The 25,121-nt window shown below is 38.6% G+C and carries 13 protein-coding genes; 4 read left to right on the top strand and 9 right to left on the bottom strand.

Translation table 11 applies throughout. From position 1 onward, the window contains the following. Window positions 1-7: 7 nt before the first annotated feature. Window positions 8-1,120, top strand: a complete 1,113-nt coding sequence (locus ACO052_RS08265) for a hypothetical protein (protein WP_422107535.1) — start codon at window positions 8-10, stop codon at window positions 1,118-1,120. Here ACO052_RS08265 and ACO052_RS08260 read toward each other — a convergent pair. The 3 genes from ACO052_RS08260 to ACO052_RS08250 all read right to left on the bottom strand — a co-directional run bounded on the left by ACO052_RS08260 (window position 1,110) and on the right by ACO052_RS08250 (window position 6,255). After that, window positions 1,110-3,779 carry a restriction endonuclease gene (locus ACO052_RS08260; protein WP_422107534.1) on the bottom strand — a complete coding sequence of 890 codons (2,670 nt, stop codon included), beginning with the start codon at window positions 3,777-3,779 and terminating at the stop codon, window positions 1,110-1,112. The two genes, ACO052_RS08265 and ACO052_RS08260, sit on opposite strands and share 11 nt — an antisense overlap. 433 nt (window positions 3,780-4,212) lie before the next feature. Then, window positions 4,213-5,376 (bottom strand): serine hydrolase domain-containing protein, encoded by a 1,164-nt coding sequence (locus ACO052_RS08255; protein ID WP_422107533.1) that lies wholly within the window; start codon window positions 5,374-5,376, stop codon window positions 4,213-4,215. Window positions 5,377-5,490: 114 nt separating this feature from the next. Continuing rightward, window positions 5,491-6,255, bottom strand: a complete 765-nt coding sequence (locus tag ACO052_RS08250; RefSeq protein WP_422107532.1) for a helix-turn-helix domain-containing protein — start codon at window positions 6,253-6,255, stop codon at window positions 5,491-5,493. A 715-nt stretch (window positions 6,256-6,970) separates the two neighbouring features. Between ACO052_RS08250 and ACO052_RS08245 the strand changes: the two genes are divergently transcribed. The 3 genes from ACO052_RS08245 to ACO052_RS08235 all read left to right on the top strand — a co-directional run bounded on the left by ACO052_RS08245 (window position 6,971) and on the right by ACO052_RS08235 (window position 10,433). Beyond that, window positions 6,971-9,130 carry a M3 family metallopeptidase gene (locus ACO052_RS08245; protein WP_422107531.1) on the top strand — a complete coding sequence of 720 codons (2,160 nt, stop codon included), beginning with the start codon at window positions 6,971-6,973 and terminating at the stop codon, window positions 9,128-9,130. A 70-nt stretch (window positions 9,131-9,200) separates the two neighbouring features. Further along, window positions 9,201-9,947, top strand: a complete 747-nt coding sequence (locus ACO052_RS08240) for a HupE/UreJ family protein (RefSeq protein ID WP_422107530.1) — start codon at window positions 9,201-9,203, stop codon at window positions 9,945-9,947. A 9-nt stretch (window positions 9,948-9,956) separates the two neighbouring features. After that, a complete protein-coding gene (locus ACO052_RS08235; RefSeq protein WP_422107529.1) occupies window positions 9,957-10,433 on the top strand; it encodes a GNAT family N-acetyltransferase in 477 nt (158 codons plus the stop codon). A gap of 61 nt (window positions 10,434-10,494) precedes the next feature. Here the strand turns inward: ACO052_RS08235 and ACO052_RS08230 are convergent, their stop codons facing one another. The 6 genes from ACO052_RS08230 to ACO052_RS08205 all read right to left on the bottom strand — a co-directional run bounded on the left by ACO052_RS08230 (window position 10,495) and on the right by ACO052_RS08205 (window position 25,054). Further along, window positions 10,495-11,406: a helix-turn-helix domain-containing protein gene (locus ACO052_RS08230; protein ID WP_422107528.1), complete on the bottom strand. Its 912-nt coding sequence runs from the start codon at window positions 11,404-11,406 to the stop codon at window positions 10,495-10,497. A 9-nt stretch (window positions 11,407-11,415) separates the two neighbouring features. Then, window positions 11,416-12,366 carry an SDR family NAD(P)-dependent oxidoreductase gene (locus ACO052_RS08225; protein ID WP_422107527.1) on the bottom strand — a complete coding sequence of 317 codons (951 nt, stop codon included), beginning with the start codon at window positions 12,364-12,366 and terminating at the stop codon, window positions 11,416-11,418. 462 nt (window positions 12,367-12,828) lie between these two features. Further along, on the bottom strand, window positions 12,829-12,987 hold the full coding sequence (locus ACO052_RS08220; protein ID WP_422107526.1) for a hypothetical protein: 159 nt from the start codon (window positions 12,985-12,987) through the stop codon (window positions 12,829-12,831). Between the two features lie 4 nt (window positions 12,988-12,991). Beyond that, entirely contained in the window at window positions 12,992-15,172 is a 2,181-nt protein-coding gene (locus ACO052_RS08215) for a T9SS type A sorting domain-containing protein (protein WP_422107525.1), read from the bottom strand. Window positions 15,173-15,194: 22 nt separating this feature from the next. Next, window positions 15,195-23,102, bottom strand: a complete 7,908-nt coding sequence (locus ACO052_RS08210; protein WP_422107524.1) for a BspA family leucine-rich repeat surface protein — start codon at window positions 23,100-23,102, stop codon at window positions 15,195-15,197. Window positions 23,103-23,116: 14 nt separating this feature from the next. Next, entirely contained in the window at window positions 23,117-25,054 is a 1,938-nt protein-coding gene (locus ACO052_RS08205; protein WP_422107523.1) for a BspA family leucine-rich repeat surface protein, read from the bottom strand. Window positions 25,055-25,121: the final 67 nt, after the last annotated feature.

The raw sequence follows: 25,121 nt of genomic DNA, 5'->3' as shown, positions 1-25,121 counted from the left end.
AATTATTATGAATGATTTATATAGGCATGCTCTTGATAAATTTATTGATTTAAGCACCAAGGATGTTACTGCAGCTCTATCTAAGGAAAATGCCATTATTGGATTACAAAAACTACTTTCAAGCTATCAAGAGAATAATATCTCCTTTGACAATGTAAACGTTGTTGCCTTACCAGATTTCACCTTTACAAGAAATCAGTTGAGATGGAACGCTGGATTTGCTTATGGCTGTATAATCATGCTAGAACCCAGTGAAAACCCTATAATTCCCTTAGAATTTCGCCCAAACTGCTGCGGAGTTATATTATCAAAAATTAGAAATTGGGACGGTAATAGAAAGTCGTTTTGTGAGAGACTTGTAGAAATAATTAAATCCTATGAAAAAATTGATTTGGATGATTTTAAAAGACGAAATCACTTTGTGTCCATTCTTCAGGACAGAAATGATGATTTTTATTGTCTGTTCCATGGATCATTCGCGTCTGTAAAACGGGATTCAGAAAGTCTTCCAGGACTTTATACTGAAAGAAGTCAGTATTGGGAAGATAAGACCAAGACTAATGCAAGTTTTAAAGATTTCAAATATTTGATCGGTAATCCTGCTAAGGAGTATTTTGATATTTATAAAATTCATGAAGCTTTCACAATTAGGCAAAGAGAACTAATATTCGACGACTTGTTTGATGACAATCATACACAAATATTTAATTCAACGCATGAGGGCTTTTTTGACATAAACACAATATTATTGGGGGGCTATGTAGATGCGAGAAGTTTTGAATGCCCAATAATGTTATCCCCTGAATCAAGTATTCCCATAGTGGAGAATTGTTCTTCATTAAGAGACTTAACTGAAAATAAATGTAATAGCAATCTCTACTGCGCTCCACATGGAGGTGGTTATGCATGGCCCTATGTAGAATCTGCAGTAATTGAAAATGGCACCGGTCAAAACTATGCTCAATTAACAATGACAAATAATCAATCCGTCATGTTTTGTGATAACATTGGGGATATGCCATTTCAATATCGTACAAATGTCGCCAATTTTTGGGTAGAAGATAAAGGGGCGGGAAGAATCGTAAATGATTTGCAACCTATTTTCTTCGCTAAGTTTTGAGGTCAGTAACTGCCAAGAGTATTGGGGTTATCGGCCTTTTTCCAGAATGAAGCCTATCTAAATCTTCTCTAGTCTTTTGCGAGAAATTAGCTTTTATTTTTTTGGTGACCTCATTATCGTTGCTCTGATTATAACTGTCTAAATATGAACTCATCTTCTGAATCTCGGAGTTGAATATGTCCAATGAAGAATTTGATAACAGTTTTTTTAGCTTTCTGATTCTGTGATTAAGCCCAAACTCAATAGAAAGAGATACAATCTTTTTGATTATGTCCTTGAGCTGCTGATTAGTGATGTTTTGAGATAACATAACTTCGGATAAAATGACACCAGATGACACAATTTCCTTTTCAATGTTAATAGTTTGTGCTAAAGCATAGGAACGTTCTGCCCAATACAAAGCCTTATCATAATCACTTAATGAATAGTAGATACGGGCATTGAGTTTATAGCTGAATACCAAACCGCGCTTATGATTAAGGTTTTCCTTTATTTTTATACTGTTCTCATTGCTTTTTAGGGCCTCTCTATATTTGCCAAGTTTCATTTGACATTTCGCAATACGATAAAGAGCATAAGACTCTCTTTTTTTGGTCAATCCCTCTTTTATACCAGATATTTTTTGAAATGTTCTGAGAGCATCTTCATCGAAGCCTAAAGCCTCTTCGACCATTGCTAAACGATGAAGAGACTTTAAAACTATTGACTTATTTATTCTTAAGCTTTTAAAAAAGACAAATAAATACGTTGTAGATGCTAGATTCAAATCACCCTTAACGTAATAGCATCTACCAAGTATGAACATGATCTGAATATATATCTCTCCATTGAATTTCCTTATCTGATCAATTGAATTTGTGATTATTTGAATGACCAGGTCAAATTTTGAATTGAAATACAGAATTCGAAGTTTTGTATATATCCAGTCCTCAAATTTACCGTCGTCTGGAGTAATTGATTCATTTAACAAATGGACCAATTCCAAAGTTGTTCTATATTCTCCAAGTCTTTCTAGCAACGAAATCTTTAGAAGAATCAGATTGATAAAGTTGACCTCATTTTGTAGAAGTTTGTTGATTGTATCAAGTAATGATAGGTCATAACCTTCATTCAAAAGAACCTTGAAATACTCTTCTAAAAGATTCCATGCGTCAAGATGGTTTTTACATAAAAGCTGTTTCCGCAACAAATCTATAATGACCGCAGGGTTGAATTTGGCTTCCAACTTTAATGTTTTTACAACCTTGTCCTCTATTTTCGAATTGAAAAAAAAGCTCGTTGATGCTGCCTTTAACAAATCATGCAAATAACAAGAGTCACCGGATATCCCTACTAATTTTTTATTTACCAAATCAAACAATGCAAATTTTAAATTGGAATCTTGGAATGAATTAATTCTGATGGGGTCTCTTGAAATCGATAAAATATTCAGAATCAATTGCTCATCCCTACTGAGCCTTTTTAATAGGGATTGCAAAAAAATACCCTGCTTCCCAATTTCAAAGTCCTTACTGCCATTCGAGATATTTGTTGAGCTTAGAATAACATAATATGGCAAACCTTGGTATTCATCTATTAGTTTATTAACATAATTTGGGCTTGGCCGATCTCCATTTGTATAAACCAAAAGTTCTTCTACAAACTTTTTGTTCAACCCATCCAGTCGGATATATTTCAAATCTTTATTGGAAAAAGTACTCGTGTTCAGAATGTTATACCAAGCGATAAAGAAAAATTTATTGTTACAATTGCTTATACAATAATTCAATAGATGCAATAGGTTTTCACTTTTACATTTATGGAAATCATCGATAAATATCAAGGGAGTATGGTCGTTTAATTGACCTGTTATCAGATTAACTATTGGGTTAATTGAAAAATAACCATATTCTTTCAAATATTGCATCAATGAAGAATCCTTGTGATTTACCAGTAAAAACTGTGCAAGACTATCTAAAAATGAGCTTAACTGAATATTTGGATCATCCTCTATTAATATTGAGTGCCAAAAGACTTTAAACCCTTTATTATGAAACGTTCTTGCAACATTTTTTACCAGTTGGGTCTTACCAGAACCTGACAACCCATGAATATAGAATTTTGTGAATTCATCGTTCAACAATAACCCCATTTGATCAACCCGATCAATAAGGAAATGATCTGATTTCAGAATCCTTGATTCATATTCGAAAGAAGTTTCATAAGAAGAGGATACATTAAAATGGTTTATTATCCTGTTTCTTAAATTTTCAAAAGCTTCAATACTGTTTTGATGTAGAGCTTGCGATAATTCCTTGATATTGGCTGCATCCTCCCAATCTATGGAAATCCCATAGTTCTGAGAATAACTCTTCAGAAAGTCTTTAGTATCAGGGGTCAAATAAGGTACAGTCCAGAAATAGAGAAGATCTGGTCTTGATACCTTGGCCCAATCAACTGCCCCATTGATATCTCTAATATTAACAGAGTTTGAGTAGTATTTACACTCAACCAACACTTTGTATTTTTTTTGGTTGAGGTAGTAATATGCTTCTAAATCCCTACCTCTATCTCTCCCACCATCTATCCAGTCAAGCTTATAAGGATTTGTGCGCACCAGAATTTTAAATACTAGCTCTTCGAAATCATGGTAATTTTTTAAACTTTCGAAATCATACAAAATGATAATAATTAGTTATCCGTTATTGAGAATTCAGCATAGAACATTACGCCATGGTTGAATTCCATTAAAAATCTAAAATGCTAATAATTAACTAAGGGAGTACCTAAATATATAAATTTTACTTGGACATTCAGTGGATTCGATGAAAAAAGAGCTTCAATTCATTGAAACCTTTCATTTGATCGTCGCAGGAGCCTGTCTATACCTATTTTGGTAGATTAATAGGGTTAACTACTTATCCTTAAAATCCATCTATAAAACTAAAAAAGTCAAACTCAATCCGCAAGATACCAGGATAAGGTAATTTTACCATTTATAATTTGATATACGCCTAATGATGAAGCATAAATACGTTCGTCTTTCTTATTGAGATAATGGATCGCTTCCTTAAAACTAATCCAATGGCCTTCTATGTTATAGAATCCTAATTTTAATCTTTAGCTACTTTACCTAAATAGTCATCTAAAACAATGTCATATATCCCATCGAATACCGCACCAATAACCTGCCCTTCACCCCAATTGGTTAAAATTGCAATGCCCAACTGATGCTCTGGATAAACCGATAATGACGAAGCATATCCATCGATGTCCCCACCATGGTATATGACTTTTGTGCGTCTTTTTTCTGAATTCACGATAAAACAACCCAAGCCGTAACTCCAGGTATCATTAATCTTAAAATATGCCTTTTGCTGTATGTTATTAACTGCATTAGCCTTCATCAATTGAAGCATAAATGTATTAACATCTTTAATTGAGCTAAATAGGTTTCCTGCTCCGGATAAAGCTTCCATATTCCAAGGTTCAGTTTCTTTATAAGGTGACACTTCTAAATAGGGTGTAGCCAAACGGGTTTGTATTTGATCCGTAAGCACTAAGGATGAGCTATGCATATCATATTCAGAAAAGATGTGTTCTGTCATTAATTCAGATAATCTTTTATGCATTACATTTTCCATTGCCGTTCCTAAAACACCATAGCCAAAATTTGAATAGTTGTATCGCGTACCAATAATGGTATCTATAGAAACCGCATTAATACCCTTATACATAGCGTCTTTAGAATATCCTCTAATGGGATGTGGGTCCACTCTTTCCAAATTAATAGGGTATCTCGGAAACTCAGAAGAATGTGTCGCCATGTCTTTGATGGTAACCACTTGGCCAGTAGGTGATTTTGGGAACTTGACCTGTTTAGGAAAGAACTTACCCAATGTATCTGTGAGTTCTATCCGCTCTTGTTCCATAAGTTTAGCCAGAAGATGACCTGTATACAGCTTTGTTACGGAACCTAATTGATATACCGTATTTTCATTGGCCAATACTTTATGCGCAACATTTGCATATCCAAAACTTTTGGAAAAAACCACCTTTCCGTCTTTAACAACACCAACTGCTATACTAGGAATTTTGTGTTTCTCTAATTGTTCGTGTACAAAATTTTCTATATCCAAAGTCTCATCGATCTCAGAACGCTCTTTTTGTCCCTTACAGCAATGTATAGTGGAAAGCGTCAAGGCCATTATTATAAACAGTCGGTAACCCTTAAAGATAGGTTTAACAATAGTCGTAGATGTCATTTTTATACGCATAAGAGTTTATAAATTAGGGTTTAATACATTTGAAAATTTTACTCAAAAATGCAGTTAAATCTTCCATAAAAACAACTATGAAGCGCTTAAGTAGTTCTGATTTATAAATTGAGACTATATCGCTCTATGGCTATCCCTATACTTTGCTGGTGTGGTTCCCGTAATAGTTTTAAAGCTTTTGAAAAAAGCAGATTTAGATTTAAAACCACTGTCAAGGCCTATACCTTCTATAGTATAAAGCTCATTTTCCACTAACATTTTCTTTGCTTTTTCAACCCTGTATTCATTTATAAAAACAGAGAAGGATTTCCCTAAATGTTCATTCAAAACTTGCGAAAGTATATGGGGCACTACATTAAGTTCGGAGGCGACATCAGAGAGTTTAATATTTGGGTTTTGATAGAGTTTTTTCTTCTCAATAGTAGATAGGTTCCCCATAATTGATTCTATGGTGTCTTTCTTTACTTTTCTGTTTTCATACTTCCCTTTGGTTTCAAAAAATAACCTATCCTTATTTAACTTTAAAAACCAAATTAATATTAAGAGATATAGGAAAAACGAAAAGGATATGGCCCCAACAATATATGAGGTAAAGGAACTGGTCGCATAAGCTAACCATATACTCAATATGCCAAAATAAACACTTAGAAGCCAAATTTCGAGACTGTTATTCTTATCATTTCTAGTGATTAAGCGTTTTAAAACAGCTCTCAACTCATAGGTAGTGAACACTATATATATAAACCATTGGAAATAAATCAAATGAATAATTTTCCCCGACCATAATTCATAATAGGACCAGTAAGGAAAAACAATCCCTAATGCAATAATACCAACTAATATGGGGACGATATGCAATACCCAAAACCTAGTCTTCATGTCATCCATCTGGGACTTTATATATAGATAGAGAAAAGGACCTATTAGAACGCAGGCAGAAAGCCCTACTTGAATATATATCTCAGATAACTTCGGGTTGAAATAATAAAAAACCGACTTAATGACCCTTATACTTAAAACCAGAAACAGAAACGAAAGAAAATAATTGGATGTTTTTCTGTTTTTAATTACAAAACCAAAGTAAACACTAAGCAACATCCCATTGAATGCTCCAAGGGCACTAAAGAAAAATAATAACTTACTATCTAAATTCATCTACATAAATGTAGTAAAATAAAGATTTAGAGTTATGAACAAACGCCGTTTAATCTGGCCCATTCATCTTAAGCAGGGTAACCATAAAAAAAGAGATCAAACAGAAGACTATCAATACTCTTTATCGGAAGTATGAGAGAAGCTTGAACATCATCTCCAAGCTAATACGGCTGGAGGGGGCGAGGCCATAATTGTTGAGGTTCAGAAGGTCATCTATGGAATTTTGGTTCTTACAATCCATGGGCAGAGTAACCATAAGAAACCAACACATCAAAACATAAGGTACACTCAGAACCGTTTCATTCAGTCGGTTGAAGGCCGCGAACACATATCTTAAAACAGCAGATAAGCTCATTAAGAAAGTTTTAAGTCAAGGTCTAAAATTTTGGTTTCGAATGCCTAAACACCTATATTCACAACATCATAAATACATCCGAGAATGAAAAAACTTCTTTTTTTTGCTACCATTGTACTTTTAAGTGCATGTCAAAACCAAACAGAACCTACCGAAATGCAAGTATCAGATAATCCATTTTTTCAAGAATGGGATACCCCCTTTGAAGTTCCTCCTTTTCATGAAATAACCAATGAACATTATATGCCTGCGTTTAAAAAAGGAATGGAAGACAACCTTGCTGAAATTGATGCTATCGTCAATAACCCTGAGGCCCCTACCTTTGCCAATACACTCGAAGAATTAGAAAGATCGGGTAAGTTGCTTTCTAAAGTACAAGGCGTTTTTTACAATTTAACAGGTTCAAACACCAACCCGAAATTACAAGAATTACAGCGTGAGTTAAGTCCACTATTATCAGCTCATAGAGATAAAATAATCTTGAATGAAGCACTGTTTAATCGGGTTGAAACTATTTGGGAAGCACGTGAAAGCCTTGAACTTACGAGTGAGCAACGCAAACTTTTGGAAGACAGACGTAAGTCCTTTGTTCGCAGTGGCGCCTTACTGAATAAAGAACAGAAAGCTCAGATTACAGAAATCAATTCTAAAATTTCAGAGCTTACCACCGCTTTTGGTCAGAACCTCTTAGCTGAAACTAATGGCTTTGAACTCATTTTAGATAAAGCGGACTTAGATGGTCTGTCCGATGGCATCATCGCTGCCGCAGCGGAAACAGCGGCACAAAAAATGGAACAGGCGGAAAATGAAGACGACAAAGCAAAATACAAAGATAAATATGTATTTACACCACATCGCAGTAGCATGTATCCTTTCCTGACAGAATCCAATAGACGGGACCTACGTGAAAAGTTATATAAGGCTTATGTACAACGTGGTGATAACGATAATAAAACGGATAATAAAGCAATTGCCGCGAAAATAGCAAAATTGCGTGCAGAGCGTGCTCAATTAATGGGTTACGAAACCTATGCTCATTTTGTTCTTGAAGAGCGCATGCTAAAAACCCCAGCTGAAGTTTATGATTTATTATTACAACTATGGAAACCTGCATTGGAAAGGGCCAAAGTAGAAGTTGCTGATATGCAAGCCGTAGTTGCTGCCGAAGGGCAGGATTTTAAGATAGCGGCTTGGGACTGGTGGCAGTATTCAGAAAAAGTTCGTAAAGCCAAATATGATTTGGATGAAGCTGCACTGAAGCCCTACTTATCACTGGATAATGTCCTTAATGGTGTGTTTGAAACTACTAACAAATTATGGGGCGTCACCTATACCGAGCTCTTTGATATTAATGTGTATCATCCCGATGCACGGGTATGGGAGGTAAAAGATAAAGATGGTAGCCATCTCGGCATTTTTATAGGTGATTATTTTACCCGTTCCAATAAACGCGGCGGCGCATGGATGAGTAGTTTTAAGGGACAATCCAATCTTGATGGCAAAGAACGGCCCGTTGTTGTAAACGTCTGTAACTTCCCGGCGCCCGTTGGCGATGCACCATCATTACTTAGTTTTGAAAACGTTACTACCTTATTTCATGAATTTGGTCATGCTATGCATGGTATTTTAACCAATGTGACTTACGGTAGTATGGCAGGGACTTCTGGCCCTCGTGATTTTACAGAATTCCCAGCACAAATTCTGGAACACTGGGCTAGCGAACCCGAAATCCTTAAATCGTTCGCAACGCATTATGAAACTGGGGAAGTCATTCCTGATCAATTAATTGAAAAATTGCTGAAGGCATCCAAATTCAATCAAGGTTTTGCCAACACCGAATATCTAGCGGCCTCTTTATTGGATATGGATTGGCATACCATTAAAGCTGAAGACGAACTCAAAGATGCTGATGCGTTTGAAGCCGCTTCACTGACCAAAATTGGTTTGATAGACGAAATTGCACCACGCTATCGCAGTACTTACTTTGCACATATCTTTTCGAGCGGTTACGCTGCTGGATACTATAGTTATGTTCACTCTGCGGTACTCGATTCGGACGGTTTTGAAGCTTTTAAAGAAGCAGGAGATGTGTTTGATCCTGAACTTGCAGCAAAGTTGAGAACACATGTTTATGAAAAAGGTGCCACTGAGGAAGCTATGGAACTTTACAAACAATTTCGAGGACGTGAACCAAAAATTGATGCGCTGTTGAAAGTGAGAGGGCTAGATGGTACAACTGACTAAGTCCTTTAAAGCTATATGAAAAGTGGCATGGGCGTCCGAGTCACTTTGCATTAATATACTTGCTATGTTTATGAGGCTTCTTAAAACGCTTATCTTTTGTATCTTCCTAAGTACAAGTAGTGTGGTTTTTGCTCATACTCCTGACGAACTTATTCTATTTGAAATCGAACAGGGGCAACTTGACTTCCAAGACCAGCAAATAAAAGCCGAATACATAGCAGCCTTAAAACGTCAGCGGATGCGTCGATTGGCAGCCATGCCCTGGCAAGAAAGATTTTTGTTATTTATCAAGGCAGGTATTGATCATATCGTCCCCAAAGGCTTAGATCATATTCTCTTTGTATTAGGACTTTTTTTTTCCAGTCTTATCTTTAGATCATTGCTTTGGCAAGTCACCGCTTTTACCTTGGCCCACACCATCACCTTGGCACTTGCCGCTTTGGATATTGTGCAAGTCCCAAGCACTATAGTTGAACCTCTTATTGCGCTGTCCATCGTATGGGTAGCCGTCGAAAACTGTCTGTTTAAAAAAACGAACAAATGGCGCCCTCTCATTGTTTTTGGCTTTGGTTTACTGCACGGCTTAGGTTTTGCAGCGGTGTTGGGTGAATATGGATTACCTAAAGGAAATTTAGTACCTTCATTATTGGCGTTTAATATTGGTGTGGAGTTGGGCCAGTTGTTGGTATTAATTGCTGCTGCCGCATTAGTATGGTTCATTAGGCGCAAAAGCTGGTATCGCCAACGGATACAAATTCCTGCGTCGATAGTGATCGCGTTGGTAGGTTTATTTTGGTTTGTTGAAAGGGTATTTTAATATTAAAAAATGGAAAATACTATTCATATTCGTTTGGCTAAAAAAAGTGATGCTGAATTAATTCATAACATTTTATCGGATTCTTTTAAAGCTTATCAAGAATTATTTACTGAAGGCGCTTATGCCGTGATGGTCGTATCGCCCAAAGGTGTAGAAAAGAGATTGAACCAAGGCCCCATATGGATTGCTGAACATGAAGGCGAAATAGCAGGAACCATAGGAGGTATGGAGCTAATACATACATTTCAAATAAGAGGCATGGTCGTATTACCTCATCTGAGAGGCTTAAAAATAGGGTATCAATTATTGCGTTATGTTGAAAACTACGCACGGCAAAACAACTATCATTCGCTTTCTCTGTTGACTACCGCTCATATAGACGAAGGTATTAAGCTTTATAAAAAATTTGGGTTTAAAATAATAAACAAACCGCCTTATGAGATCGATGGCACGCACTGTATTTATATGGAAAAGTTAATCCTCTAAGACTTGGACCTTTATAGGGCTTGAGTCTTATTTGGCTGTGGCTAATTTTAATAGTTCCATTTTAGTTTAGTTTATATTTTTCTCTGTACTCGGTTGGACTTACACCTTCTTTCTTTTTAAATAGTCTCGAAAAATAAGGTGGATATTCAAACCCTAATTCATAGGCCACTTCTGAAATACTTTTATGAGGTTGCAGTAGTATATTTTTTGCTTCATCTATTAAAAGCAAGTGCAAATGCTCGGTCGTAGTTTTACCTGTTTCTTTTTTTAAAGTATCACTCAAATAACGTTGGGAAACCGACATTTTATCTGCAATTTGTTCAATGCTTGGAATGCCGTTTTCTTGCAATTGTCCAGACTCAAAATATTCAGTTAAGTGTTGATTAAATTTCCTTAACAAGTCGTTGGATATTTCTTCCCTGTTCAAAAATTGTCTTTGATAAAAACGATTGGCGTATTTTAGAAGTGTGTCCAATTGAGAAATAATTATTTCTTTACTAAAGACATCTTGGTTGTTTTGATATTCAATTTCAATGTTTTCCACAATAGATTCTATTTGCTTTTCTTCCTTTGGTGAAAGATGTAATGCTTCATTGATTGAATAAGAAAAGAAACCGTATTTTTTTATTTGTTGGGCTAATTCTGTTCCTTTCAAAAAATCTTCGTGGAAATTTATTGAAAAACCTTTTTGCTCAAAGACTACGCTATCATCCCATTGTAGAACTTGTCTAGGCGCAATGAAAATTAAAGCGCCATTGGTGAAATCATATTTTGTTCGTCCGTAGTTTAAATTTCCTTCTACATATTTTTTAAAACTAATGGAATAGCAATCATTGGTAATTGGTGGTGAACTTTCTCTTGGACAAGGTAAATAACCATCACCTTTTGAGTTAAATATACTCAACATGGGATGCTCTGGTCGCGGCACTCCTAAATAATCTAAATATGATGATAACGTTTTAAAATGACGCATGATACAAATTTAGATATTCCACTTTACACCTGTTTCTTTTTCTGAAATTTCCCATAATTGTTTAGCTACTGACTTATCTTTAGCATGAGACTCTATTTTGTGCGCTCCCACTGGACCTACCCAATTGCTTCTTCCTGTTGGACCATAAAATCCGCTTTGGTCTAAATTTGGTTCTGTTGCACACATCAATTGTGGATATGCACCTTTTTCAGCTGATTGTGTTAATGGGGATAATTTCATCAGATTAAAGATGAACTTCATCATAAAACTGCCACTTGTATTTATTAAATTGGTTCTTGAAGAACCAGGATGACAAGCAAAGGCTTTAACATCCGTTCTACCTGCTTCTTTCAATTTATCCTGTAATTCATAAATAGTCATGATTTGTGCCAGTTTACTTTGGCTATAAGCATTATTAGGCGTGTAGTCTTTATCCCAATTCAAATCATGAAATTTGATGGTTTTAATTCCCATATTATACCCCATACTACCCACAGTTACGATTCGTCCCTTTGATTTTTCAATAAGTGGAAACAATAAAGCTTGTAATGTCCAATTCCCGTAGTAATTCGTTCCCATTTGACTTTCCCAACCGTCTACTGTTAATGTTTGTTTAGGTACTTGGGCAATGGCTGCATTACAAATTAGAGCATCAATTCGAGCAACTGTTTTTAATACTTCTTCTGCCGCTTTTTTCACAGAAGCTTGAGCTGCTAAATCCATTTTTATGGTTAAAACGTCTATTTGATTTCCAAGTTCTTGCTTTAAAGTTTTAATTGTGCTTACGGCCTTCTTTGGGTTTCTGTTTAGCATTACGACCGTTGCTCCTTTTGAAAGCAATACTTTAGTTGCTTCAAAACCAGTTCCGCTTGTAGTACCTGTAACAACGAATGTTTTATCGTTTAATTTTTTTATTCTATCAGGCGTCCAACCTTTTTTACCAAATTGATTTGTCTTCATTTTTGTCTATTCTTTAATGTTAAAAATTATAAGACAAAGGTCAGATGGAAGTAACCTCGTTTCCTTATACGAATTTTCGAATATCGTATACTTTTTGGTAGATTACGCTTACAATTTTGCGTATGAACTGAAAAATAAAAGCTCCTTGATTTCTCAAGGAGCTCCTTCGTAGAGCGTACAGAGCAAATGTCGAATCTTTTGTTAGAAGAATAAGAGAAGTTTGACCCTAAAATCTGAGCTCTAACACATAAAATTATCATTAAAAAACCTCCTTAATTGCTTAAGGAGGTTATCGCACTACTGTTTATTTACATTCAACCCCTTTAAGTAAAACAGTACCGTGCGTCTTCGCTATTAATAAATGAAGAACGTTATAATTCAGTAGCGCATTCCCTCTAGGATGATTCCTGAATTATGTTTTAGTTTCTTTTTTATGGAGTCATTTTTACCCTAATCACGTACTCAATCAAAAGGATTCCCCCCAGGGTCGGGAGGCGATGCCGACTGTGCCATAAGCGGATTAAGTATAACTATAGTTCCCAATGCCGCTAATGCCGCATACTTACCCATATTTTGGATCGCCTCCTCCCGGGTTATCGGTATTTTATCTTTCTCTAACATCCCTTTATTCAATGATAATCTTTTGTGTATGACGCTCCCTACTATTGGCTAATTCCATAATATATGCACCCGATTGTAACTGGGATATAGACAAGGTATTGTAGTCCGTTGTAGCCTCTATCTTTTGGGTCTGCACCGTTCTTCCATTGATATCATATAGCTTAGCCTGTGTATCCTCTTGCACTGGACCATTGATAACAATGGTCTCACCTACAGTATAGATTTTAAGGACATCTAACTGCGTATTGGAGGCTCCCAAGGTCTGCTGCGAAAGGGATATATAAAAACGTCCTATTCCATTGAGGTCTTCTATCGGGGTGATGATAAAGTCTTCTGTATTTAAGTGTGTCGACTGATTGTTTTGGGTATCCAGCAGGTAGACATCAATGTCCGCTGGCAGACCCGAACTCTCTATACCAATGGTCAATTGTTCGCCTAAATTGGCATTAATCCCTATGGGAATCATACCACTATTCAAAATATCCTGTGGCAGGGATTGAATCGCAAAATCTATGCCCTGACCGTTCTCGACCAAATGCGAATACAGAGCAAAATCCCCATTGGCCACATTGCCGAAAACCGCTGCATCATAACCTAAGTCCAATCCGTCAGTAGAATTACTATTGAAATAAAAATCAGTACTTGAGATTTCCCCACTGGAATTATCCAACTGTAATCTTAAATGTTGGTTCGTATCCGTATTTCTCCCAGCAATAAAGTCATCACTATCCCCATGGCGGCGCATGCTTGGCGTGAATTCTAGCGAGGCATCGCTACCAACGGCTACAAAAAAGCCCTGTCCCGGAGTAATGACCGTATTGGCGTCGGTGGTGTTCAGGTTATAGATCACCCAACCGTCCGAAGCATCCCCGTCATAGCCATAGATGCCCACATTGGTTGCATCCAATACACCCATATTATTGGCGTTGTTTAAAAAACTCTGGACATTGAGGTACGAGGGATAGGGGTTCCCCATAAGGTTCCATGCACTAAAGTTCGGGCCCGTATTGAATACCGCTTGGTTCACGATGCCTTGGTTGACGGTCCCTTCAAAGCTCAGCGTGGCATTGTCCGTAGTCGCCGCCCTATAGCCTACCCCCGAGGTCAATGTTGCCGATTCCGTATTGGCATAGGTGACATAACTTCCCGATGTCTTATCAAAAGGCCCGAATAGGTACAGGGTATTCCCGGCATTAGATACGATGTTGTTATTGTTGGCCAAAAAGTCTGTAAAGCTTTGTCCGGATACGGGTGGGGTGATGAGATCGTTACCGCCCGGTGACGCTGTTTGGTTCACGTGGCGCTCATAAGTGACCGTTCCGGTGATGGTGCCGTCGGAGATTAGGCTGGAATAGCTCGTCGAGATTGATTCTAAACGTACGCCCGAAGCGGCATTGAGCGTTATACCATTATTAACGGTCAGTCCGGCACCAGCTTCAATAGTCATGTTATTACAGTCCGTGTCCGTGTTGATGGTCGCTTCACCAGCTTCAATAAGGATATCATCAGCACTTGTCGATCCACCATTAGGATCCGAAGGCGTCCACCCGTTATTATATATGTAAACCGTACTCAGAGACGCTCCGCTGCAGTCATAGCTATCATCGGTAATCTGGGTTCCGGGACTATTGGTACAGTCTGCAATATTGGTACCCCCGCAGGCCGTAAAGAACTGGTCCTGGAACACACCCTCGCTATAAAAGCAGATCCCCGGATCGGCATTGACATCTACATAGCGGATCTTGATGTGCATCAATACCTTTGGGGTCGATGTCACTTGGATCTCCGGTGCAAATTCCAGACCTACCAAGGCTACGTTCTGTTGGAACGACAATGATAGCCTCGAGCTGGTATTGTCGTTCTGTACAAAGTCCTTATAGGCCGGGGTCGGAAACGGAAAGCCCGGGAACTCGTAGCCGATGATGGAACCCGCCGGACGGCCGTACTCGATATTGCCGTTGGCCGAGATGTTCTCCCCGAAGGCAGCCGTACTGTAATCCAAATACAGTTGGCCCGAGCCCACATAAAAGTCCGTCGCGCTCTCGATCATGATATCGGCCTCATAGAAATCGTCCATACCGTCATTGGTGATCTGGGCATTGGCAAAAGTAAAGGTGATATTCTGGCCAACTGAAACATTCGTCCATAGGATGGCCAGAACTAAAATATATTTAAAGTTTTTCATCGTTGTTTGGTTTTGGGTAAGGTTAATTGCTTTTCTTGATCAGGCGCTTGGTTACCGATCCATTGTCGTTCTTTATGTGTACCAGATACACCCCATCATCGTAAGCACCCATATCTATCGGTCTATCGTCGGACCGCTCCTCCTTCAGGATGAGCCTGCCATTGATATCGTAGACGCTTATGGTATGGGATGTCTTAAGGCCACTTATCGCAAATCGCGCTTGTGCCGGGTTTGGATACAAGGTTATGGTATCGCTTTCCAGATCCGCTATACCCAAGGTACCTAAAGCAGCCCCTGAGCAGTCGTAGGTATCATTGGTAATCTGGGTACCCGGTACATTGGTACAGTCCGCAATATTGGTCCCACCGCAGGCCGTAAAGAACTGGTCCTGGAACACGCCATCGCTGTAGAAGCAGATCCCTGGATCTTCCATGGCATCCACATAGCGGATCTTGATATGGAATAAGACCTTTGGGGCCGATGTGATCTGAACCTCCGGCGCAAATTCCAGACCTACTAGCGCCACGTTCTGTTGGAACGATAGTGATACCCGTGAGGTCGTGTTATCGTTCTGGACAAAATCCTTATAGGCCGGTGTCGCAAATGGCACTCCCGGGAACTCATAGCCCAGAATAGAACCATCCGGTTGGCTGTACTCGATATTGTTGTTGGCCGATACGTTCTCTCCAAAAGCCGTTGTGCTGTAATCAAAATACACCTGTCCCGAGCCTACATAGAAGTCCATAGTGCCCGATATCATGATGTCGGCCTCATAGTAATCGTCTGTACCGTCATTGGTAATCTGCGCATTGGCAAAACTTAAGGTGACATCTGTCGATAGTGTACTAACTGCGGTTCTACTGAACTGTTCACCCCTTCCAATGTTGGGATTGATAAGTGAATTAACATCCGTGTTCTGGATCTGTGTGTTGATGTCCATATCGGCCTCCTGATAACCTGAACCGCCAATTAACTGGATCACAGCATTGGCATCAGTATTCTGGATCTGAGCATTGCCGTCAAAATCACCCGTATACATCCCGTACTTGCCATTTGATACTGCGATTACCGAATTGGTGCCGCCTTCTACAGAACTGGGATCAGAGGATAGGTCTACCGTTGTTGCGATACCGCCCAAAGACACGGTATTACTACTTATGATACCGATATGGTTGCGGTGGTTCACCACGACATAGTAATTAGATGCTGGTTGAGCAAAGCGCAGTTCTGATATACCGTCGACATCTACAACATCGCCATCACGCTGTAAGAAGGCCGATTGACCATCCACAACAATGCTGTTGTCGTCTTTATCTCTAAGTTCTACCCAGACCCAATCGAGGATAGCTTCAGTGCCCACCACCGTGAACACTGAACTATCTGCTATTAACCCATCGCTGTAGGGTGATATAAGCGGTATAAGGCCATTGGCTCTTAAATCGTCGCGCATTAGGTTTTCCTCACCCATGATTGGATTTAAAGACGCTCCTTGTAAATAGACTTTTGGACTCAACGCAATTGTTGCAGGGCAATTAAGACCATCATCAGTAATCGTCCAGCTATAGTTATCTATCAAGTCTTGTCTTTGGGTTTCTGATGCACAATATTGACTGTTGCCACCATGGAGTTCGACATTGGATGGCACATCATCGTCACCATCTCCTGCAACTCCGCTGTCATCCGTTTGCCAGCCTATTAAAGTGGCATCGTAGTTAGCCGTAGACAATGTCGCTCCGTTAAACATATTCTCCATGGTTGTCACATTCGTGATATCCCAATCTCCTAAGTCCTGATCAAAGCTTCCCGTATTTCTAAACATTTGACTAATGCTAGTTGCTGCACCAATATCCCAATCGCCGATATCCTGATTGAACGCATTTGCCGCACTAAACATACTAGCAAATGTTTGCACACTGCTTACATTCCAATTGCTGATGTCTTGATTAAAATCGGATGCAGCTCTAAACATTTCACGCATGCTAGTAACATTACCTACATTCCATAAACTGATATCCTGATTAAAATCATTTGCACTTCTAAATGCACCTCTCATATTGAGCACATTGCTCACATTCCAATTTCCGATCGGTTGATTAAAGTTTGATGCCCCTTCAAATATTGAAGAGATGTCATTTACAGTACTAGTATCCCAATTGTTAAAATCAACAGTCCCAACAAGCGTATTACAAGACTGAAACATTTGTGATAATGACGAGACATTGGATAAATCTGGAATATCGGTAGCCACCACATCCAAGTTAGTACAACCTAAAAAGGCTCTGCTCATAGTTTCCCAGGAGATTATACCCCATTGTTCGACAGTTAATATCTTGTCCTTGTCTTCTGAATTATTAAAGTGTATACTTGGAAAATCTCCTGTGATGCTAACTACATGTATGCCTGACATCGTATATTGATGTGTAGCATCTCCTGTTTCATTAGTTGTTATGTTACCATCACCCCAATCTACGGTGTAATTGTATGTTCCACTTGGAAGTGTTGGGATAGTTATAGTCTCGTTGGCTGTTGTGGTTTCCCAAGTAGTGATAAATGAAACTCCAGGGCAAAAGAATCCATCGTCAATAATGGTCCAGCCATGTGTATCGATTAAGTCTTGTCGTTCTACTTCTGAGTTACAATATTGACTATTACCGCCATGGAAATAAACGTTAGAAGGTACGTCATCGTCACCATCTCCAGCGGCCCCACTTTCATCAGTATGCCAGCCTATTAGAGTAGCATCATAATTATCTGTGGATAAACCTGCTCTTAAAAACATATCATGCATATGTTCATCTATACTGCTTAAATCCCAATTACCAATATCTTGATTGAAAGCTATAGCACCTCTAAACATATCCGTTGTATTAACTACACTAGACGTATCCCAACCACCTATGTTCTGGTTAAAGCTAACCGCGTCTTCAAACATTGAAAACATAGATGTCACCGAACTAGTATCCCAGCTACTTAAATCCTGATTAAAACTCATAGCACCTTCAAACATACTTGACATGGTTGTGGCAGATCCAGTGTTCCAATTCCCAATGTCCCTATTAAAACTAGTGGCTTGGTAAAACATATCCCTAAAGTCCGTTACATTGGATGTATCCCAAGTTGTTATATCTCCATTGAATGCAGTAGCTTGTTGAAATACATCTTCCATTACCGTGATGCTAGACGTATTCCAATCATTAAGATCTTGGTTAAAAGCTTCAGCTTGTTGAAACATCCCTCCGATTATTGTTACATTGGAGACATCCCAGCTGTTTAGAGGTTGATTAAATACCAAAGCTCCTAAAAACATTTCATCCATATTGGTAACATTACCTACATTCCAACCACTCAAATCCTGATTGAAAGCTTCAGCCTCTTGAAAAGTAGAATCCATATTAGTGACATTACTCACATTCCAACTGCTCAAATCCTGATTAAATGCATAGGCTTCAAAAAACAATGCTTCCATTGTTGTAACATTACTCACATTCCACAAGCTTAGAGGTTGGTTAAAATCTGTTGTTTCCCAGAACACACGTTCCATATTGGTAACACTTGACACATTCCAATCGTTCAGAGGTTGGTTAAATTCCGATGCACCCTGAAACATTCTTTCAATATCGGTGACATTACTCAGATTCCACAAGTTTAGAGGTTGGTTAAAACTGGTGGCATCTCTAAACATGGATTTCATGTCTGTAATCGTACTTGTATCCCAGTGATTGATGTTACTATTCATAGAAGTACATCCTCTAAACATTGCTTGGAGACTAGTTACATTTGAAAGATCGGGGGCATCTGTCGCATTGATTACAAGATTTTCACAGCCGCGAAATGCATCTTCCATATTTTGCCACATTATTGTTCCCCATTGTTCTACTGATAATATTTTCCTGTCGTCTCCATCGTCATTAAATCGAATTCGCGGAAAATTTCCTATAATTCGTACCTCATAGGTTCCAGATGTAGCATACGTATGTGTAATGTCTCCTGTAACATTCGTATCACTATTGCCATCTCCCCATTCAATTATATAACTATAAGCTAGGCCTGAAGCAGTTGGAATGGTAATCTGATTGTAATCTGATGGCCCAGGGTTATCCGTTTTCCAGGTTGTTATAAAGAAGTCTGTATCTGAACAAAAACCACCATCTGTTATCGTCCAATTAAACGTATCTGTTAAATTCTGATACTCTATTTCAGAAAAACAATATATGCTATTGCCTCCATCAAAGATGATGTTGGACGGAACATCATCAATACCATCATCATCTGAACCACTGCTATCATTTTGCCAGCCTATTAATGTTGCATCATAGTTAGGGGTTGATATACTAACACCAGTAAACATGTTTTCCATTGTTGTGATGTTTGTAATATCCCAGTTTTCTAAATTTTGTTGGAAAGCAATCGCATTCCTGAACATACTACTCATTGTTGTTACATTAGAAACATTCCAGTTACTTATATCGCTATTAAAAGCACCTGCATTCTGAAACATACCTTCCATATTGGTTATCGTACTCACATTCCAAGCACTTAAATCACCTGTCATCGACAATGCGTTTAAGAACATGAATGATGTATTATCTGTTTGACTTAAATCTGGAGTATCGGTCGCGTTGACGATTACATTATCGCAATGCCTGAAGGCTGCTTGCATGGACGTCCACTGCATGCTTCCCCATTGTTCTATGGTCAATAACTTATCGGCATCATTAGAGGAAGTTCCTATAATTCTGAAATCTCCTAAAATTCTGACAGTGTAGGTTCCTGGAACAGCATAAGTATGTGTAATATCTCCTGTTACTCCGATATCAACATTACCGTCACCCCAATCAATATCAAAATCGAGCCCACTTCCTTGTGTATCTATAAGTATTTGGTTGTCAGACGTACTTCCTCCTGGTTGGTCAGTTTTCCAAGTTGTAACAAACTGATCGGCACTACAAGAACCTCCATCTGTAATGGTCCAATTATGTATGCTTTGGAGATTTGCTTTTGCATTTTGATCGTAGCACGATATACTATTACCTCCATGAAAACTAATACTAGAAGGGATTTGTGCTTCTCCAGCATCAACATCTAAAATACTCCAACCTTTTAACAGGCTGTCATAATTGTTAGTAGATAACGTAACATTTACAAACATGTTTGTCATATTGGTAATACTACTAATATCCCAAGCGCCTAAATCCTGATCAAAAGCCGTTGCATTTTCAAACATTTGCTGCATGTCCTCTACACTGCTTACATCCCAACTACTAACATTTCCATTAAAGGCTAATGCGCCTTTAAATGCTTCCCCCATATTGGTTATGGAACTCACATCCCAGTGGTTTAAATCTCCATTAACAAGTACTGCATTTTGAAAGATCCCAAACATACTGGTAGCATTACTTAAGTTTGGTGCATCGGTGGCATTGAGCACTAAGTTAGAGCAACCTCTAAAGGCAAACTGCATGTTGAACCATTCAATATTTCCCCACTGCTCTACACTGAGGATTTTATCTTTATCGCCTTGATTATTGAACAGGATGAATGGGAATTCACCAATGATCTTTACTGTATATGTTCCAGCGGAATCGTAAGTATGTGTATAATCTTCAGTGAGGTTAAAGCTATAATTACCATCGCCCCAATCGACGCTGTAATTGTAAGTATTTTGAGAAAAGGTTGGAATCGTGATTTGGGTATTACCTGATGTTCCGGAATTATCCGTTTTCCAAGTAGTGATAAAACCATCGTCAAAATTAGTTCCACAGTCTGCACCATCATCAGAAATTGCCCAATTAAAAGGGGTAGAAGTCAAGATAGTTCTGGCAGGTTGTCCAAAACAATATTTGCTATCTCCTGCACTAAAAGTGATTCCTACGGGAATCTGTGTTTCACCCTCGTCTAAGGTACTCCACCCTAAAAGCAGCGCATCATAATTTTCTACGCTTAGCGTAACTCCACCAAACATACTTGTGGCATCTGTAAGCGCACTGATATCCCAAGCACTTAGGTCTTGATCGAAGGCTGAAGCACCACTAAACATGCTAGCCATATCGGTAATGGCACTGACATCCCAATAACTAAAATCGCTATTCATCGAGGTTGCCGCCACAAACATACTGTTGAGAGAAGTGGTCTGACTTAAATCTGGAGCATCTGTGGCATTAACTTCTAGATTCTGGCAAAAGAAAAAAGCGGCTTCCATGGATTGCCATCTCACATTACCCCACTGTTCAACAGACTTGAGTTTGGCTCTGTTTTCTGGTGTTGTATTTGCAAACAAAATCCTAGGGAATTGACCTATAATTCTGACCGTATGTATGCCAGGGTTGGCATAGATATGGAGGGCGAGCCCAGTTCTATTAAAAGTTGTATTACCATCGCCCCAATCGATATGGTAATTGTAGGTATCGCTTGGTGATACCGGAATGATAACAACTTCATTAGGCGTAGTGGTTTCCCAGGTCGTAATAAAACCGTTATCAAATTGTTCGATATTACATTCTTGTCCTTGATCATTGATCGTCCAACCATAAGTATCGATAATGTATTGGCGCTCAGCAATGGCAGCGCAATATTTAGAATCACCAGCATCAAAATTTTCATTAGGCATTAAACTTGGTAGACTACTCCATCCCATCAATAGGGCGTCATAGTTGTCTATGGATAAACCCGAATTGTTGAACATGTTTCCAAAATTGTTGACACTGCTCACATTCCAATCACCGATATTCTGGTCGAAATCTCTGGCATAAGAAAACATAAATTGCATTGTAGTCACATTTGAAACATCCCAAGCACCAATGTCCTGATTGAATTTCAATGCAAGACTGAACATTTCTGTCATATCGGTAACGCTCGACACATTCCAGTTGCCCAACTCCTGATTAAAATCTTCGGCTTCATAAAACATTGACCTCATACTAGTGACATTACCCACATTCCAACTATTTAGATTCTTGTTGAAATTTCGGGCCGCGTCAAACATTTGGTTCATATTTGTTACATTACTCACGTTCCAATTACCAATCTCCCCGTTGAAGTCTGTGGCATAATTAAAAAGCTCTGACATATTCGTCACATTGCTTACGTCCCAATGGTTTAGATCAGCATTAAGACTGGAAGCACCTTCGAACATGCGTCTCATATTAGTGACATTGGACAGATCCGGAGCATCTGTTGCCAATACATTCATATTCCGACAATCAGAAAAGGCTGAATTCATAGTTTCCCATTGTATGTTTCCCCATTGATCTACAGACTGTAATTTTTGAGCATTATTAGTAGAGAAACCATCACCGAATCTTGCAGCAGGAAAGACCCCAATTATTTTTATTTGATAAGTTCCCAAGGCATCGTACACATGATCTATATGACCTGTAACATTCAAGTCCCTCTGCCCATCACCCCAGTCGATGTTATAGGAGTAAGTCAAGTTTTCATCTATCATGATGGATATGGTCTGTGTAGACGTCCCAAGATTTGTGTTCCATGTGGTAATCAATCCATTTTCAAAAGGATCACTGCAATCCTCACCATCATCAAGGATCTGCCAACCAAAATCATCAATAATTTGTTGGCGTGCCGCTGCACCTGCACAGTACATACTATTACCTGCATTGAACGTGACATTGTTTTGCAAGGAAAGATTCGCCCAACCATTTAATAAAGCATCATAATGATCCACAAATAACTCAGCTCCAGAAAACATGGCTGCCATATTTGTAACATTGCTCACGTTCCAAGCGCCTAAGTCCTGATCGAATGCAACAGCATCATGAAACATACTTCTCATTTCGGCAACGTTACTCACATTCCAGTTCCCAATATCACTATTAAAGCTTGAAGCCCCTTGAAACATACTTCTCATATTGGTAACGTTACTCACATCCCAAGCGCTTAGATCTCCATTAAAGCTACTGGCATTAAAAAACATAAACCTCATCTCAGTCACATTGCTAAGATCTGGATATCTGTTGCGTTAAGGGTCATATTGGTACAGCCGCTAAAAGCTCTTTCCATACTCGTCCATGAGTTTGTTCCCCATTGCTCTACAGACACCAGCTTTTCTTTACTATCATTCGCTCCGAAATGTATTCGTGGAAAATCTCCAATAATCTTAACTGTATAGGTTCCTATTTCTGCATAACTATAAATAAAACTTCCTGTATGTCCAGTACTTATGTTACCATCACCCCAATCCACTGCATAATTATAGCCTGGTCCTGTTGTTTCTATGCGTATGGCTAAATCATGGTCAACTCCTGGGTTATCTGTTTTCCAAGTGGTAATGAAGGCATCAGAACAATTTAAACCACCATCGGTAATGGTCCAACCTTTTCCACCATTGGCAACTGTCTCCGTCAAGAAATCATGTTCTTCCTCTCCCAAACAATACGGAACCGTACCCACTGAAAATGTCTGGTTTTCTAAAAGCTCTGGCAGTGTACTCCATCCGATAAGTATGAGACCGTAATTGTAACTGGACAATCCTGAGTTCTCAAGCATAAGTTGAAAATTAGCGACGTTGCTAACATTCCAACTACCAAGATTTTGATTAAAAGATGTTGCATTTAAGAACATACGCTCCATATCAAGAGCAGCACCTATATTCCAGCTAGTGATGTTTTCATTGAAACTAGGATTGTTTGCGAACATAAAGGCAAAAGACTCTACATTACTCACATCCCAGGCATTTAGGCCAGCATCGATATTCGTATTTTGAAACATGCGCGACATATCCACTACGTTGCTAAGATCTGGTGTATCAGTGGCATTAATAACCAGATTAGTACATCCACGAAAAGCCTGATTCATGCTTGCCCATGCATTTGAGCCCCACTCTTCTACTGATAAAATCTTTTGTAAATCACCCGAATTAGCGAAATATAACTGAGGGAACTCTCCTTTAATTTTTACTGTATACGTTCCCGAGCTAGCATAGGTATGCGTAACATCTCCTGTAATATTGGTTTGAATATTACCATCTCCCCAATCTACTGCATAACTATAGGTTGCACTATTATTTGTTGGAATTGTAATTTGATTGTCACCAGATGGTCCATTATTATCAGTTGCCCAAGTCGTTACGAAGGCGTCGTCAAAGAAGTCACTACAGGCATCGTTATTATCGATGAGTGTTACATTTGCCATGCAGGAACTTTGATTACCAGCATCATCCCGAACCGTCAATTCCACAATAGCCCCTGCCAAATTATCACAAGTTAACATGGATGGCTCAACACTATAACTTGTTATTCCTGTATCATCTGTAGAACCTCCGTCGATATCAGATATTTGCACAATATAGTTACCTGAAGCATCTAAATTCGCTGTAAAATCCTGACAAACAGCTACTGGAGGTTCTGAATCAACATAACCAATTTCGAATCTTAGATCTTCGTCGCTTTCTGAAATCCAATTGCTTCCTGTATACCTTTGTGCACTACCTTCAGAATATGGTGGACTACCGCTAAATGATTCATAGCGTATGATTTCAGCATCCTCAATAGTGAATGTATAGACTTCTCCTGAAGTAACGTTTATTGGTGATGACAGTATAATGGTATTCCTGCCGATACTTGGAAAGTCTGTTGAAAAAGTCTGTAATAATGTAGTTCCACCACTACTCACAGCACCTTGATAAATTGATACTTCAACTTCCGATCCTGTAGGTACAGAAGGCGCCGTATCCACCCAGACCTTAAACCGGTCAATTTGTCCCGTACAAGTACTTGTAAATGACTGCCCGTAGCCTAATGCTGAAATTGATGTTGTATTCGCTTGGTTTTGTATAATCGTATTACCCGCGCCACATTGTGTATTTCCTTTTGTGATTCCTGATAGAAAAATCAATACCATCAGGCCATATTGAAGAACTGTTTTCATTTTAAAGGGGTTTAAAAAATTCAACAGTTCAAATGTATATTCAGCTTACCCTTGTGATGAAATTTCA

The sequence above is a fragment of the Winogradskyella sp. genome (genome assembly GCF_965228925.1).
Taxonomy (GTDB): Bacteria; Bacteroidota; Bacteroidia; order Flavobacteriales; family Flavobacteriaceae; genus Winogradskyella.
This window is presented reverse-complemented; position numbering and strand designations above follow the sequence as displayed.